This window comes from Flavobacterium fluviatile, assembly GCF_010645065.1.
Lineage (GTDB): Bacteria > Bacteroidota > Bacteroidia > Flavobacteriales > Flavobacteriaceae > Flavobacterium > Flavobacterium fluviatile.
This window is the reverse complement of sequence record NZ_JAADZW010000015.1, coordinates 18,657-34,055: the sequence shown is the minus strand read 5'-3', so window position 1 is coordinate 34,055 and position 15,399 is coordinate 18,657. Positions and strand designations below refer to the sequence as shown.

Genomic DNA, 15,399 nt, shown 5'->3' with positions numbered 1-15,399 from the left:
AATCTTGGTTAGTTATATAGTGGGTTTTCCTTTTAAAAAGCCTAGGGATGCTAAAAACAAATCCGATTGACGAACTGTTTCGATATAATATTTATCGCCTTGTTTTTTTCCTTTATTAAAAAAACCATGTTCTTGATTTTCATAAAGAAAAAGGTCACAGCGGCTACCTATGGCTTCCATTTTTGCTTTATATGCTTCGGCTGTTGCAACCGGAATATGCTTATCCTTAGTACCTAAAAAGAATATGGTAGGCGGCGCCCCTTTTTCAATAGCATGAAGCGGCGAAATTTCCATATACCTATCGCCAATTCGCTCGTATCCATAACCATTAGGCCCATTATCAATCACGGGATTAAACAAGACCAACGCATTGGCTTTTGTACTAATGGAAACATCTTCGCCTTCTTCGTTTAGTCCCGAAAGTAAAGTGGTTGCTGCTGCCAAATGACCGCCCGCAGAACCGCCTGCTGCGACGATTTTATCCGTATCAATATGCAATTCGTTTGCATGTATTTTAATATACCTCATCGCTGATTTTGCATCTTTTACTGCGTCAAAAGGGCTTGTATTGTCCGTTTTTTTTACTCTATAATCGGCTAAAATCGTAATCATTCCTCTACTAGCAAAATAGAGGGCTTGGTCTTCAAATTGGGTGATGCTTCCTCCAATCCAGCCGCCGCCAAAAAAGAAAATCATTGTTGGGTATTTTTTGTTGGCATCAAAATCAGCGGGGTGGTAAAAACTCAGTTTTAAAAGTCTACCGCTCGCTTCTTTATACACCAATTCCTGAACAGGCTTTGTTTTTAAAGCTGTCTGGCTTTGACTTTTTGCTGTTGTAAAAGTCAACACACTTAGAATGAGTATCGTTAAAAATTTATTCATGTAAAATAGTTTCTCTTTTATCATTAAAAAACAATCACGGCTTTTTTAGTGGCTTTGGACAATCTAAATTCGAGTTGCTCTGGATTGGCTCTGTTGATTTGCCCTTCTCTGGTATCGACTACTGTATCATTTTCATACACATTGATTTTTGCCAATTTTTTACCTTCTAAAAAAGGAACTTGCAACAACACAGGCCCATCGCTTTCTATAACGAAGGAATTTCCAGAACGTTCAATCGATACCGAAACAGCTTCACCCGAAGCCGTAATGCCCCAGCCATTTTGCTCGAACTTATACATCCCCGAAACAAACAAATAGCTGATTGCGGTAGCCTCTTTTTCCTTTCTACTAATAGAAAAAAGTCCTTTTTGGTAGCAATGATCTTGTGCTGTTATCGCTTCATCATTGGTATTCAAAACAATAGTATCCACTGTTTTTTTATCATCTAAAAGCACTTCAATCAATTGCGTACTAGGGTTTTCTTTAACCGAACTGTATTTTACCGCCGTAATCGGATTTTTTTCTCCCTCAATATACGGATTATACACTATTGCAAAAGGATTGTCCCAAGCCGAATCTTCACGCTTTATAATCAACGTTTGCATCGGGTCATTCAGCACTTCCGATGGTGCAGTTCCTTTGCTAATCGCATTGGATTTGGGTGCCAAGGCTGTATAGATGCTTTGATTATCACTGCCTTTTATCCACAATTTCATCAAATGATCTGCTTGTCCTTTGGCTTTTAGTCTAAAAAGAGCTTGTACATCATTAGCCGTTTCGATTTTCTTTTTCTCTTTTAAATAATCGTATGCTTTTAAGTCGCCATTTTTAGAACCAAAATCATCGGTATTGGTCAAATTAACAGCTTTTGAATTGTTGTCTAATATTTCAAGTGTTTGCCCTAAATTATGGTAAAAATAATCGTGTCGTTGTTTTCCATCATTTTGTTTTTTCGACCGAAAAACATCTAGAATATAACTTTGATTCGAGTTCGATTTGATTATCGCCGTAAAGCGCTGTTGGTTTGCTTTAGCTTTGGGTTCAAAAAAAGAAACATTAGCAAAGGTTAATTTATCAAAAGCAGGAATCTCACCTACTTTAGGAAAATAATTCTCCAATTTAAACGGATGCCACCCTCTCATCGCCCCATAATCGGAAATTCCATCGACCACTACGGTGTTGTGAGCTGGAAATTTCGAATAGTAATTGTTATGGTCGGTGTGCCAATAACTAGGCCCTTTACCAGCATCTGGCCCTAAAACATATTGATTGGCATACAGCTCCATCGCAATTCCGTTTGCATGCGAATGATTTCCGTAAGACCCGACTGTCGAAACCATTGTAGCGGCTTTTCCAACACCTACTCTTTGATTAAACATACTCACATTCGAAGCATAAAAAGTTGGCGTGGTCAATTCGGCCAAACCGTCTTTTGAGCTAGCAGCTTTTAAATTGTCTACATAAAAAAACAATTCAAACAAATCATCTGCTTTTCGTTTGTATTCGCCATTGGCAATCATTTGCTGTAGCAAACCGGATAGCAATGTTTCTTTTTCTTCGTTTTTATACTTTCGATAATTTGAAATTAACAATTCGAAATTTTCAGGTGGCAAAGGTTTGTGACTCGAATCGCCAAAACCTACCATATATCCATTCGGAAATAAATATTGGAACGAAGCCAAAGCAGCTTTTTCGACAATTGGATATTGGGATAATTCATTGTTATTAGTGTAATGATCCAACAAGGTAAAAATATCCAACAACGACTGAATCACATGCACCGAATAAGTGGCACATTCCGGCCACATTCCGTTTTCTTGGTCGTAAACCAACAAGGATTCTTTGATAGACAACTGTCTTTCGGTAGATGTGGTGAAGGTATGGTCTAAATAATATTCACGGCCTTTACCATTTTTATAATGGCTGTTATCCTCTAGCACCAGCGCCACATACATCAAAAAACGCGCTTGGAATAGGTTCCAATTGTTGTCTGGAATTCCGTTCACGATAATTTGGTCTCCCCATTTTTGAAAAACGGCTTCACAGTGCGGCATATTGACTTTTTCTTTTTTTATAAAATCATACAAAAAGTCGTAAGTCGTGGCCAATTTCACCAATATTCCTTCGTGAATCACCTCAAAGGTGGTTAAGCCCGAAATGCGTTGTTGATTTCCATTTTCCAAATCAACAGGCGCTTCCAGATAGTACATACCTTCCATGTAGGTCTCGAAAACCGGTTTGGCAAAACGAGCGTATTTTTCGTCACCCGTAACCCAATATAGGAAAGCGGCATCGGCTGCCAAATCCATAATTTGTTCGTTGATTTTTTCAATGGTAAAGCCCACTTTTGACGGATGAACCCACTCTTTAACCCCTTTTTTATTTGCTAAAAAAAGTCCTCTCGGATCGTCTAAATACGGAATCACATCTTCCAACTTCGGACGTGCATAATCCGAAGCCCAGTCTCTTGTTCCTGAAAAACGAACAGTCGGCACAGGAGCTTTCCCTACAGAATGGTCAAATTTTCCACCTTTTAAAAATATTTTGCTGTGCTTGGTTTTCCAATTCATTTGCAAGCGAGACACTAACCAAGTAGGATCTTTTTCGCAAATAGCGATGTACTTTTCAACTTTGGCTTTTTTAGATTCCACTAAACTGTTTTTCCAAGCCACCGTTTTTAAGGTTTCTAAAAACTGGGCTTTATCGGCATTGGTGGTAAAAATTCTAGGATGCGAAGCCGTTTGTCCCATAGAAAATAATGGAATCATCAACAATAACACCGCTAAAAGGGGCAATAATTTCTTCATTTTTAGATGGCTCTTACTTAATTTCAATGTGATATCCCGCTGGATATTCTTTGGCTTTACCTTTTTTCAACTGAATCAAAACCGCTTGGTCAGCTGAATAATAATATTTACCACTTTCAAATACTAATTCGGCTGAAACGGTTTCGTTAACCGCTTCTAGTTTGAAACCGTCTTTTTCTAATGCTTTTCCTTTTCCTAAATACAAATATTGGAATTTTTCATTTTCGTCAGAAGCGATTCCAAAAACACCTTGAAATTTTAACCCTTTCGTAGGTTGATACAATTGGTTGTCCGTCGCATTGCAAATGAATTGGGTACTGTTTTTAGAAGTCACCACAATACTCACAAAATGATCTGAATTGGCGATTTTTTCAATTTTATCAATGTTTTTTTCGCCTTCATTATAGTTTTCAAAAACAGCAACAAAAGGATTTTTTTCACCGTTATTATTGTTTTGACGCACGATTAAAGTAGGTGTTGAGTCAGGACTTTTGTTCACTTGCCCGGGCGTAACATCCGTACGCAGGGTAGTCGGAGGAGCATCTACCAAATACAATTCTCTGTTTTTTTGTCCCATCATCCACATACTCGTCTGCAAAGCGGGAGAAACCGCTGTTGTGGTCCAAGTAGCGCTGAAATCATTTGAATAAGTCGCTTTTTGTTGGTTCGTAAAAAAAGAATATTCTTTGGCATATTTGGTTCCTAAATCATTTGTTTTTTGCAAAGCTAAGGGTGTCTTTTCGGCTGTTTCTAACACTGCAGAATTCCCTAAATTATGATGAATATAATCATTATCTGCTTGATTGCTTCTAAAAATATCTACATAATAACCCGTAGTTTCAGAAGTGCGTACCATAGCCACCAAGCGACGTTTTTCGTTGGCTGAAACATCCGCAAACGAACAATGATTGGAGATTGTCGCGCTATTATAAAAAGAACCTTTATCGGTTTTAGGATCCATCGCATTGATGGTAATTTCGCCTTCGGCATAACCCGGCACAATAGTATTTGAACCTAAAATCCCACGATGATAAGGCGCATCCGAAGACCAATAGGATTCGTAAGCCGAAGCATCGGGCGCCATAGCCCAACCTTTGCCGTAAAACTGCATCGCTAAGCCATTTGCCGTAAGGTGTGATTTGTTTTTCCCACCGTATAAGGTAAACATCAAACCATTTTTTTCGTCATTGCCGTTACGCATAATTAAGTGCCTGTGAAATTCTGAATAAGCCGCATTGTGGTACGGCAAATCGCTAGGAGATTCGGGTAAACTTTGGTTTAAAACAATCCCTCTCCAATCGGATTTATTACGGTCGTATTGCCCTGAGGCGACGCTTTTGCGAATAACAGTTGCCACTGTTTTAGCCGTTTCAGGGTCTTTTTCCCAGGTCGAATACGTCAATAGCGATTCAAAAGAAGACATATCGGCCGCTCCCCCACGCATATCACCAAAGACGACCAAATTTCCGCGAGCGTCCAGCCAACCTAAATTAGCCATAGCGGCTTTCAATATAATAGGATTTCCTGCTAGCGTATTGACTCCTGCGCGATACAATTGCAATCCCATATCCAAAACCGTAGGAATCATGCCCGTAGCATAACCCGGTGATTCCGGCCATAAACCAGTTTCTTTGTTATAGAAATCCATAATAACAGGCAAACCAGCAAAATTATCCGACGGTCTATCTTCAGTATAAAACGGGATGTAGTATTCTTTTCCTTTTTTGTCCGCATAAAAATCATTGGACTCTAAAACGAGCATGCTTCCGATGATGTTTTTGTAACGATTCACGTTCCAATTCCCAACCTTACCACCACGAATCAAGTCGATTTCGATAAAACGTTTAAAAACCGTTCCCGCTACCTCTTCGGTCGATTTTTGCATCGATTTCAAATGCGGATGCGGATGTTGCACCATATAATCGTGTACAAAATCATAGATGGCCGCTGTCGGAATTTGTCGGTCGTCATGAATTACTTCGTAATCGTAATATCCTAAAATTCCACCTTTTTCATAACCACCACGACCACCCGAAGATTTTTGTGGGTCAAGGGGTGGATTCATATAATAGGTCCCAAGCAACCACGTCCATAAAATATCGGCGGAGAATTTAGCGTATTTTTCTTCCTGGGTTACGAAATAAGCAAAAGAAGCTTTTTCAGCCAATTGCAAAATCTCCATATTATTGGCACGTATCATGTGCCCCGTTTCTTTATACGGAATCAAAACCGGTGTTTTATCGCTTTTCGAACGACTGATCCCTAACAAATCCCCAGTTTCATTATACGGAATTCGGTCTGCTAAAGGCACATTCACATAATCATTCCAGGTACGCATACCGGGTAGTCGCACTGTAGGAATAGGTGCGTTGCCTTCGCCGTAATCCCAATTTTGGTTTTTAATATAGCATTGGGTGTAATGTTCGCCTTTTTTCCAATACATCGCCAATCGCGAAACAATCCACTCGGGATCACTCACATGGCGATTGACATAGGGATTAATTTCGGATAATAACTTTTCCCATGATTTTTTAGCCCATTCTTCTGTTTCTATTTTTTGCAATACAGCGGCTTTGTCATTTTGTTCCACAAACAAACGCGGATGACTGCCTACTTTTTGAGCATGGCTGTTGGCTGTTATAAAAAACAGGGTACATAGGAAAGAGGTTAGTTTTATCAATCTCATGGGGAGTAATAATTATCTTTTATTATTAAAATTAATATTGATCAGGGTGTTCGTAATCTCCAATTCTATGGAATACATTGCGTTTCAACGGAATTTGCATTCCATCGGATTTTTCTAACCAATCGTATAAACTATTGGCATATTCTTTAATTAAGGATTGCAACTCTGGTTTATCGATCAAATTGACCAATTCGTTGGGATCATTTTCAAGATCATACAATTCATTCGTATCCCAAATTCCGTTGTAGCGGATGTATTTATATTTATCGGTACGTACACCAAAAACCGTTGGTGTCATTGGGAAATCATACTCCCAATAATACTCATAAAATATTTTGTCGCGCCAGTTTACCTCTCTGCCCTGCAACAATTGAACAAACGATTTTCCAGGCATATAAGCGGGTTTTTCAAGACCTGCACATTCTAAAACAGTCGGAGCAATATCGATATTTTGTACCATTTTATTCACCGTAATTCCGCCTTTAAAAAGTTCAGGACAACGTACTAACATCGGTACTTTAACTGACTCTTCGTAAAAATGACGTTTGTCAATTAAACCGTGTTCGCCCCAGCTAAATCCATTATCACCCATATACACTATCATGGTAGAATCGTCTATGCCATTGGCTTTCAACCATTCTAAAACCGTTCCTACGCTGTCATCAACACCCATCAAGGTTTCGCAATAGCGTTGTACCAAGTCGTCAAAAGTTCCGTCTGCCGTTCCGTGATACATGTAATCCACACCGTGCCAGCTATCACGTTGTCTTTTTACCCAATCCGGCCAGTTTAATTTTTTATATTCAGAACCAATCGTTTGTGTATAGCTATCTGGTTTATCAATCTTTTTCCCTGCATACATGCCGTTATGGCGCTTGGCTGGGAAAAACATCGCATGAACCGCTTTGTGTGATAAATACATAAAGAATGGTTTTTCTTTATCTCTTTTATCCAACCATTCTACCGCATGTTCAGTCAATAAATCCGTTACATAGGTATTGTCATCATACTGAATGTTTTTACCGTTGATGTTCAAATTAGGTGCATAATAATCGCCTTGTCCTGCAAAACTTTCCCAATGATTAAAGCCCGGACGCGGTTTGTCGTTATGGTCGCCCATGTGCCATTTTCCAAAGAAAGCCGTTTGATAACCTGCTTTTTGCAAATATTGTGGAAAATAGGCTAAATTTCCTGGATCCGGCGCCACATTATCCACAATGGTATGCACGTGAGAATATTGTCCTGTCAAAATACTGGCGCGGCTTGGCGAACATAAAGAAGTGGTTACAAAGGCATTTTTCATGTGGGCTCCTTCATTGGCCAATCGGTCGAGATTAGGTGTTTTTAGCCACGGCACTTTTCCAGTAAACCCCATAAAATCGTAGCGATGGTCATCTGTTAAAATGAAAATCACGTTGCGTTTTTTGGTTCCTTTAATTTCTTTTAATTTTAAGTCTATTGCTTTTTTATTTTGAGCATTTGTTAGGTGGTTCACTCCCAACACACTCAAACTTAAAACGGCGGCGGTTACAATATTTTTTATTTTCATATGTTGATATTTATTGTTTTTTTTATCGGTCATATGTAATTCGCATATCATCATTGGTGTTTGCGACCAAATTTTTAGCCATGCTCATTTCATACTCCTATATATTAAATCAATATTTATTTCTATTTTTTAATTAATCGCATTATAAAACCATTGTTGCTTTTCAAGGCTAGGTCTAAGTTGGACGTTCTGGTCAACTCTTTTTCCTCAATTTTGACATGCGTTCTGGTTTTTACGGCTTCATCATCGGTATAAAGGGTCGTTTGATAAACCTCATTGGCATCCAAAAAAGAAAAATCCAAAGAAAGATTCGATGCAGTTTTCCCGTTGATGCCACCGATATACCAATCGTCTCCTTTTCTACGAGCAATGACTCCTAATTCGCCTATTTTATCAACCAATACTTTAGTTTCGTCCCAAGTGGTTGGTACGTTATTGAAAAACTCTAATTCGGGTTCGTTGCCAATGTGCTTGGTATCGCCCCAAAGTCCGTCTAATTTTTCAGGAGAGGCCGCTGGTTTATCATACCAATACAAATGCTGCAACGGACTAAACAAACAAATCGTTTTGGCCAATTGCGAAGCATTAGAACCCATTGCTTTCACTTTTGGACTATAATAACAAACGGTATTATCAGCCGCTCCGGCTAACATACGCGTAAACATCGTGATTAAAGTATGTTCGTTAGGAACGGTTTCCTCGTCCCCTCTGATTCCTTCTTGGGTCAATAAATTAGGATAAGTTCTGGAGAAACCTGTAGGTCGGTATTCATCGTGAATGTCTAATACCATTCCGTATTGGGCTGCTTTTTTTATCGCTTCGTGTAGCCATTTGGTCGCGTCTTGGTCGCCCACTCTCACAAAACCATATTTGATTCCTGCTACACCCCATTTTTTGTACAAAGGCAAAATTTCGTCCAATTGTTTTTCTAATGCCCTGCGGTTCACATACAAAATGATTCCCACTCCTTTTTCTTTGGCATATTTGGTAATTGTCTCAATTTCGAAAGGTCCTTTGGAACGTTTTGGGTCTAAGGTAACCGTGGTAGCATCGGATTTATCATCCATTTCGTTGCCGTACCAGCCCGCATCAAACAACACATATTGCATGTTATGACTCGCCACAAAATCGATAGCTGCCAATCCTCCTTGGGTAGTTAAGGTCGTTTCGCGAAGTACTTTTCCTGGTTTAATCCAAGAGTCATCGGCTATTTGAGAAGGATCGTTTAGATTTTGAAGGATATAATTGTTTTCTAACAATTCGCCTCTACTTTTCCCCATCATAATCACGCGCCAAGGCGATTGGAAAGGCAATTTTTTATAGACTTTATTCCCGTCTTTTTTAGCTTCCGAAATCACCGCTCCCGAAATAGTATCTTGTTTAGCTTTGCCCATAATGCCATCCAAAGAAGATACAATACTGTATTTAGAAGCCGAACTTTTATTGTAACTCAAACGAGCATAATCGACTAATTTGGCTTCTGCCAAAGCTACTTTAAGATCCTCGCCCATTTCAATCAACAAAGGGCGTTCAGCACCTTCTTCCAATTGAGTCATTGGAATTTTTCGGTATTTTCCTTGAGCAGTTAGCACTGCTTTTTCTCTTTTGGGTGTAGACCAAACCGGATAATCTTCTTTAAAATTGTAATAAATATTTTCGCTCAAGCCAATTTGAGTAAGATTTTGCTGTTTTGGAATCTCATACGAAAAAGCAATTCCTTCGTTATAAGCTCTAGCAATCACCGTCAATTGGGTTTCCCCTAATTTTACAGAAACTTTTATTTGATTGTAGTGGTCTGGAATGGTACTCAGTTCGCTAAATCGGGAAGTCCAATTCTCGTTAACCGTGGATTTTTCTACGTTTAAAATGGTACATTTTCCTTTAAAATTCAATTCGGTCGAAATCAATTCCAGTATAGACGGCAAAAGCACTTCTTGCTTTCCATAGTTTACTGAAAATTGAATTCCGTTTTCATTTTTGGATTGATAAAACGTAATTTTTTTATCGGTATCAGGTGATTTTAATTCAATAGTATCCGAAGCCGTTTTACAGCTATTGAATACCATTAGCGTAAACACAATCAGCGCACTATATTTTAGGTAGGTTTTATTCATTTTATTTTTTTCTTGGAATAGCAATTTAACTATTCATTACGGGTCCAATAATGGCTTTCGTTTACTAAATCCTTATATTGCTTTTCTACTTCTTTTTTCATTTCTGTAAAAATCTTAGGCTCTTTTGAAGATACATCTTCGGATTCGCTTATGTCTTTTTTCAAATTAAACAATACAAAATCGGTCAATTTGGCGTTTTTCATTAAAGCTTCGTTTCCATCATATAAATTATGGATATTCGGTATGATCTTACCATCGACTTCAATACTAGCCATGATTTTCCAATCGCCTTTTCGCATGGCCACTTTACGATCGTTGATAGCATCATAAAAAGCCCAAATAAGCGGTTTACTACGGTTGAATTCCCCATTTTTCAAAAGGGAGCTAAACGATTCGCCATCCAAGGTTCTGTTTGGCAATTTGGCTCCAGCCAATTCTGCAAAAGTGGGCAAAAAGTCTAAGGCAGAAACCACCTTGTCCGAAGTACCCGTAAAGGTTTTATGACCTATCCAGTTAATGATTCCTGGTACTCTAAAACCAGCTTCATTCGTCCATAATTTCATTCCTTTTAATTCTCCTGGCGAACCGTAAGAATGCTTGGCTTTGTCGCCATAGCGCAATAAGGTTTCAGGACCGTTATCCGAACTGAACACAATTAAGGTATTCGTAATTTTATTTTTTTCGAAATAGGCAATCAAACGACCTACTGCAATATCTACATTTTCTACGTTGGCAAAATATTCCGCTTGTTCCCTGGTTTTTGCGAAAGGCAAATATTTTTGAACCAAATCTTCTGGTGAAGCCACTGGCTCATGCGGCTCATGAAAAGTTACTTCTAAGAAAAAAGGTTTTTGATCTTTTTTATTATCCAGCCATTTGATGGCTTCGCTCACTATAATTTGGCTGCTAAAGCCTTCTATTTCGCCCACCTCTTGACCGTTTCGAATAAAGTTATTGGGATTTTTATGACTTGGAACCGCATTGTTATGGGTTGCCATCCAATAATCAAAACCAAAATCGTTAGGTTGTGGTTGTGCTTTCGAATTAAAGCGAGAACTGCAATGCCATTTTCCTACCAAACAGGTCGCATAACCCGCGCTTTTAAGCATTGCAGGAATGGTTTGTTCGTGTGCTTGAAGGTGGACTAAATCTCTTAGGTCGTCACTTTTTTTAACACCTGGAATAAAGTCATATACCCCAGCCTTGTTTGGACTTCTACCCGTGAGCAAGCCTACGCGTGATGGTGAACAAACCGGAGCGGTCGAATAAAAATTAGTCAGTTTTATTCCTGTTTTGGCTAACTTATCCAAATTAGGCGTCTTGATGATGGGATGTCCAAAAGAAGACAAATCGCCATAGCCCAAATCATCGCACAACAACACCACAATATTGGGTTGACTCCCTGCAGCAGTTGTTTTTTGTTGCGAAAAACAAACCACGGTAATTAGAAAAAAAAGAGACGCTATTTTAAGTTTCATATGTATAAATTTTAATTTTCAAGCGGTCACATATGTTATCGCCCTTTTACTCATTGGTGTTTGCTTGCGCAAACTGCTAGTTAATGGCGATTTCATATGTTGATATTTATTGTTTTTTAACGGTCATATGTAATTGCTTCGCCTTTTCGCAAAAGCTCGGGTCGCATATCATCATTGGTGTTTATCTCATCGGTTAAAATATTAATATGGTATTCGATGATTTTCAATTGCGACCAAATTTTGAGTCATGCTCCTTTCATAATCTATTATTTTTTTGCATTCTGAAAATAAGTATTAAAAAAAAGAAAATGGTAGGGTAAGGAATTACTCCAATACGCATTCGTATGTCCGCCGGGGCGTTCTATGTAATCATGCGGAATGTTGCGTTCCAATAACTTATGGTGCAATCGTTTATTGGCATCATAAAAAAAATCGTCTACGCCACAATCAAACAGCAATTTCAAACTTTTATCATTTAGCAAATGAACCAGATTGATGACGGTGTTGTTTTCCCAGTTGTCTTTATATTCCGCATAAGAACCTAATCTTTTGGCAATATCCCAACGTAACGGAAAAGGCCTAATATCTACTCCGCCGCTCATACTTGCCGCTGTTCCCCAAATGTCTGGATGCTTAAAAGCCAAGTACAAAGCACCATGACCGCCCATACTCAAACCCGTTATGGCTCTGTTTTGAGCAGCTGGTACTGTGGCATAGCTCTTGTCTATCTGTGCTACTAATTCTTTCGAAATATAGGTTTCATAGCGCATGCTGTTATCCATTGGACTGTCAAAATACCAACTGGTTTTACCGCCATCGGGGCATACTAAAACCACATCGTAATCATCGGCATATTTTTTAATTTCTGGCGTTTTAGACAACCACGACTTGTAATCGCCACCAGCGCCATGAAGCATATAGACCACATTATATTTTTTTCCTTTTTGTTGATACGAATCTGGTAAGATAACAACATTTTTAATGCTTTTATTCATAGACTTGCTGTGCACCACAAGGGTATCTACAGTCGATGCAAAAGCCGTAAAGACAACATTCAAACACAATAAAAAGGAAAACCATTTTTTCATTTCAGTAACGCTTATTTCTTTTTTGACTATCCGCTAAGCGGATCCAAAAACATTCTATTTTTAACCATTAAGAAAATTAAGTTTATTCATAATGAAATTTAATTCCTTAATGGTTCAAATGAAAACAATTTTATTTTTTCAACATGATTTCTTCTAACTCTTCTAATGTTTTTCCTTTGGTTTCAGGCATCATGAAAGCCACAAACAACAATTGAAGTACCATCATCATTGCAAAAACCAAGAATACAACTCCAGGACCAATAATCGGGTGATTGAATAAAAACGGAATCAACGACGGAATAATAGCAGCCAAAATCCAATGAGTCGAACTACCGAAGGCTTGTCCCGAAGCACGTAAATGATTAGGGAAAATTTCAGAAATAAACACCCAAATTACAGCCCCTTGGCCAATGGCATGTGCTGCAATAAAAAGGAATAAAAATATAGGCACTGCCATTCCTGTCCACCCCAAGAAAAAGGCTGCAGAAACCAATCCTAACGAAATGATATATCCAAAAGAACCAATATACATCAGGGTTTTTCTTCCTAATCTATCAATCAAAAATACCCCTAACAACGTAAAAATAAGATTGGTTATCCCAATACCGATACTGCTTAACAAGGCTGTGCTTTCGCCCAAACCAGCTTCTTCAAAAATACGTGGTGCATAATACAAAAAGGCATTAATTCCGGATAATTGGTTGAAAAAAGCCAATAAGAAAGCCAATAGCAACGGATAACGGTACTTTTTCATAAAAATATTTTCCGAATTGTCGCTCTTGTCATGGTGATTCTGATATTCGTTTACGATTTCGGTAATCTCGTAATCATTCATTTCGGGGTTGATAATTTTCACCACCTCGATAGCTTCCTCATTTCTGTTTTGAGACAAAAGCCATCTTGGACTTTTAGGCAGTTTTAAAGCAAATAAAATATATAAAATGGCAGGAAAAGCTTCCACTCCCAACATCCATCTCCAATCATTTTCGCCGATGCCACTCAATAAATAGTTAGATAAAAAAGCGATTAGAATACCAAAAACGATATTAAATTGGTACAAAGCCACTAAACGACCTCTATCTTTTGCAGGAGCAATTTCTGAAATATAGGCTGGCGCTGCAATGGTTGATGCTCCTACTCCAATGCCTCCCACAAAACGCGCAATAGCAAAAAACCAAGGGCCTGTAGCCAAACCAGAACCAATTGCCGATAGAGCAAATAAAATTCCAATAACAATTAGTGTATTTTTACGGCCGTACTTATTTGTTGGAATCCCTCCAAAAATAGCCCCTACCACAGTTCCCCATAATGCCATACCCATTACCACCCATCCGTGAAAAGAATCAGTAGAATTCCATAACGCTTGTAATTTTTTGTCGGCACCTGAAATCACCACCACATCAAAGCCAAATAAAAATCCGGCCAAGGCAGCAGTAATAGACCATAATATAATTTTTTTGTTCATTGTTTTACGATTTAATAAAGAGTTGTTTTATAATTTTTAGGTTTTGGTTTTTTAATAGATTTCTTAAAACAATAATAACAATACGCTTTAAAAGCAGGTATAAGTCATGATTCATTGTATATAAACTATAGCCTATTTAGCGTGTAAATTGCGCTATAATTGACATCAAGCCACACAAATGGTCTTAAAATCATTATTTTTTATTGATTTTTTTGAAACAGAAATTATTTCAGCGGAATAACCATATTCCAAGATTTGGTTCCGTTTTGGAAACCTCCTGAGCCGTTCATGGTCGCAAAAAAGATATGCGTGGGTTGCCCATTTTCGACAAAAACAAAAGGACGTTCTAATTGCCCTTGTTTGATTGTTTGTCCGTTATTCCAATGCACTAATTTCGTATAGGCCTTTGGATTTTTATCTACAGTCCAATGAATACCGTCTTTGGAATGTGCCAATACACCATCCCCTTCTGTGCCAGTAATTTTTCCTCGCTGGTCTTTGGCAATCATATGAAACCCATTGGCATCGCTCCACAGGTGTGGGTCTTCTATTTCTCCAAAATGATCTACCGAAAATAATGGTTTATCGCCCACCACGGTATAAGGACCTTGATAGGAAGGAGCAGTTGCCACTCCGATACTCATATCCGAGTTAGAAATACCATCTGCTTTGTAACTTCTTCCTTTAAAAAGAAGCACCACAGCACCATCTTCTTTGATTAATGGCGAAGGATTTGAGGTTAAAAAGCTGTAATAAGAATTTGGTTTTACATCCAAAATTGGTGCATCCAAACGTTTCCAGGGGCCATACGGACTTTTGGAAGTCGCAATCCCCACTCGTTTGCCCCAACGTCCCGCAATACACCATTTACTCGCCAAGTCAAAGGCAGCAACATTCGCTGGAGTTACCTCCTCAAAAGGATGGGTAGAGCCCATGTAATATAAAATATAAGTGTCTTTGTATTTTACAATTTTAGGATTATGGCAAGACCTGCCGTCCCAATATTGCGCTCCTCTGGCTCCTAAAGCCACATCTTGAAATTGATAGGGTCCTTCGGGAGTATTGGAGGTGGCATGTACAATTTCTGAAGCAATCATCCAACCAGGATGAAAAGGTAAAAAATGAGGCCATCTGGAAGCATACATATGGTATTTTCCATCCTCGCCTTTGATAACCGAACTACCCCAAACCCAATAGTCTTTCATTTGAAGACCACCGTTTACTGGGGCTTCTTTAAGATTATCAAAAATAAAATTCTGAGCACTAACAAAAGTAGTACTCAGAATTACCAAAAATAAAAATAAACGTTTTTTCATTGTAAAGCCTATCT

9 protein-coding genes are annotated in these 15,399 nt (G+C 38.5%); all 9 read right to left on the bottom strand.

Annotated elements, in window-relative coordinates; all coding sequences use genetic code 11:
* Positions 1 to 12: 12 nt before the first annotated feature.
* Complete coding sequence (locus GXM17_RS14575; protein ID WP_163400058.1) at positions 13 to 882, bottom strand: alpha/beta hydrolase; 870 nt, start codon at positions 880 to 882, stop codon at positions 13 to 15.
* A gap of 23 nt (positions 883 to 905) precedes the next feature.
* Positions 906 to 3,689 (bottom strand): heparinase II/III domain-containing protein, encoded by a 2,784-nt coding sequence (locus GXM17_RS14570; protein WP_208796444.1) that lies wholly within the window; start codon positions 3,687 to 3,689, stop codon positions 906 to 908.
* A 13-nt stretch (positions 3,690 to 3,702) separates the two neighbouring features.
* Positions 3,703 to 6,375, bottom strand: coding sequence for an endo-acting ulvan lysase-like protein (locus GXM17_RS14565; protein ID WP_163400057.1), 2,673 nt, complete (start codon positions 6,373 to 6,375; stop codon positions 3,703 to 3,705).
* Positions 6,376 to 6,406: 31 nt separating this feature from the next.
* Entirely contained in the window at positions 6,407 to 7,924 is a 1,518-nt protein-coding gene (locus tag GXM17_RS14560) for a sulfatase family protein (RefSeq protein ID WP_163400056.1), read from the bottom strand.
* 122 nt (positions 7,925 to 8,046) lie between these two features.
* On the bottom strand, positions 8,047 to 10,038 hold the full coding sequence (locus GXM17_RS14555) for a glycoside hydrolase family 97 protein (protein WP_163400055.1): 1,992 nt from the start codon (positions 10,036 to 10,038) through the stop codon (positions 8,047 to 8,049).
* Between the two features lie 29 nt (positions 10,039 to 10,067).
* Positions 10,068 to 11,516: a sulfatase-like hydrolase/transferase gene (locus tag GXM17_RS14550; protein ID WP_163400054.1), complete on the bottom strand. Its 1,449-nt coding sequence runs from the start codon at positions 11,514 to 11,516 to the stop codon at positions 10,068 to 10,070.
* A 266-nt stretch (positions 11,517 to 11,782) separates the two neighbouring features.
* The gene (locus GXM17_RS14545) at positions 11,783 to 12,604 is read right to left on the bottom strand and encodes an alpha/beta hydrolase (protein WP_163400053.1); all 822 of its coding nucleotides are present in this window, start codon (positions 12,602 to 12,604) and stop codon (positions 11,783 to 11,785) included.
* 130 nt (positions 12,605 to 12,734) lie between these two features.
* Entirely contained in the window at positions 12,735 to 14,069 is a 1,335-nt protein-coding gene (locus tag GXM17_RS14540) for a sugar porter family MFS transporter (protein WP_163400052.1), read from the bottom strand.
* Positions 14,070 to 14,293: 224 nt separating this feature from the next.
* The gene (locus tag GXM17_RS14535; RefSeq protein WP_163400051.1) at positions 14,294 to 15,385 is read right to left on the bottom strand and encodes a glycoside hydrolase family protein; all 1,092 of its coding nucleotides are present in this window, start codon (positions 15,383 to 15,385) and stop codon (positions 14,294 to 14,296) included.
* Between the last annotated feature and the right edge of the window lie 14 nt (positions 15,386 to 15,399).

Coding starts and splice junctions, on each gene's coding strand:
- GXM17_RS14575 (WP_163400058.1), bottom strand. CDS start 882: ATGAATAAATTTTTAACGATACTCATTCTAAGTGTGTTGACTTTTACA.
- GXM17_RS14570 (WP_208796444.1), bottom strand. CDS start 3,689: ATGAAGAAATTATTGCCCCTTTTAGCGGTGTTATTGTTGATGATTCCA.
- GXM17_RS14565 (WP_163400057.1), bottom strand. CDS start 6,375: ATGAGATTGATAAAACTAACCTCTTTCCTATGTACCCTGTTTTTTATA.
- GXM17_RS14560 (WP_163400056.1), bottom strand. CDS start 7,924: ATGAAAATAAAAAATATTGTAACCGCCGCCGTTTTAAGTTTGAGTGTG.
- GXM17_RS14555 (WP_163400055.1), bottom strand. CDS start 10,038: ATGAATAAAACCTACCTAAAATATAGTGCGCTGATTGTGTTTACGCTA.
- GXM17_RS14550 (WP_163400054.1), bottom strand. CDS start 11,516: ATGAAACTTAAAATAGCGTCTCTTTTTTTTCTAATTACCGTGGTTTGT.
- GXM17_RS14545 (WP_163400053.1), bottom strand. CDS start 12,604: ATGAAAAAATGGTTTTCCTTTTTATTGTGTTTGAATGTTGTCTTTACG.
- GXM17_RS14540 (WP_163400052.1), bottom strand. CDS start 14,069: ATGAACAAAAAAATTATATTATGGTCTATTACTGCTGCCTTGGCCGGA.
- GXM17_RS14535 (WP_163400051.1), bottom strand. CDS start 15,385: ATGAAAAAACGTTTATTTTTATTTTTGGTAATTCTGAGTACTACTTTT.